The 1,180-nt window shown below is 50.3% G+C and carries 1 protein-coding gene; it reads left to right on the top strand.

The annotated features are described in order from the left end of the window. The coding region (locus tag IQ268_RS31985; RefSeq protein WP_193887516.1) for an IS66 family transposase at positions 1 to 1,172 on the top strand (1,172 nt) is incomplete at its 5' end. Positions 1,173 to 1,180: the final 8 nt, after the last annotated feature.

Genomic DNA, 1,180 nt, shown 5'->3' with positions numbered 1-1,180 from the left:
GTGAATGCATCCATTGTGGCGAGGCGTTAGCGGGGGAAGATAGTGAGCCTTACCGGATTCAAACGATTGAGATTCCTAAACTTTTGCCTGAAGTGAGAGAACATCGCTTTCACGCTTTGAGATGTGAACGATGTGGTGGATACACCCGTGCTTGGGATGAGGAAATCATCAATGGCAGCATTTATGGAGAACGAGTCACTGCTCATGTTGGAGTACTCAGTGGACAGTACCGCCAATCCCACCGGATGATTCAAGAGTTGCTCAATGAGTTGTTTGGGGTCAAGATTTCGGTTGGCAGTATCAACCAACTGCGGCAGGAGAGTTGCGAATCACTAGCTCAAGCTGTGGCGGAAGCCCACCAGTATGTGCAAAGACAAAGCAATGTGAATATGGATGAAACAGGTTTTGCACAAGGTAATGGAGATGGGAACAATCCAAGCGGACGTAAAGGTTGGTTGTGGGTAATGGTCACCCCATTGGTCAGCTACTTTGCGGTGTTTCTAGGACGTTCTCAGGCGGTGTGCCAGCAACTGTTGGGTGAGAGGTTCAATGGCATTGTCAGCAGTGACCGTTTCAGTGCTTATAACCCGTTGAAGTTGGACCAACGGCAAATCTGTTGGGCACACCTGAAACGAGACTTCACTCGCATTGCCGAACGCAGTGGGGTTGCCGGAGTACTAGGTCAAGCCTTGTTGGAGCAGCAGAAATTGTTGTTTGAGCAATGGTATCGGGTGCGAGATGGCACCCTCAGTCGCCCTGAGTTCATCACCATTGTTGCTGTAATTCAACAGCGCATCCATACCCTGTTGGAAGAAGGTGCAGCTTATGCCATTAGCAAGGGTGAGAAGACACCTTTGGCAAAAACGGTGCGAACCTGTCAGCAACTATTGAAAGTCGAGGCGGCGATGTGGACGTTTGTCACAACTCAAGGGATTGAACCGACCAATAATGCAGCAGAGCGGGCACTGCGTCCGGCAGTGTTGTGGCGTAAAAATAGCTTTGGTTCTCAAAGCCAGCAGGGCAGTTTGTTTGTCTCCAGAATGCTGACGGTAGTGACAACCTTGCGATCTCAAAATCGCCCAGTGTTAGATTACTTGGTTGAGGCATGTCGGGCTGCTCGCCAGGGAGAACCTGTTCCATCCTTGCTGCCTACTGATACCCCCACCCCGTGAACGATTAC

Source organism: Oculatella sp. LEGE 06141 (assembly GCF_015207605.1).
Lineage (GTDB): Bacteria > Cyanobacteriota > Cyanobacteriia > Elainellales > Elainellaceae > Oculatella.
Note: the sequence above shows the minus strand (reverse complement) of the source record. Positions and strands in the feature narration are given on the sequence as shown.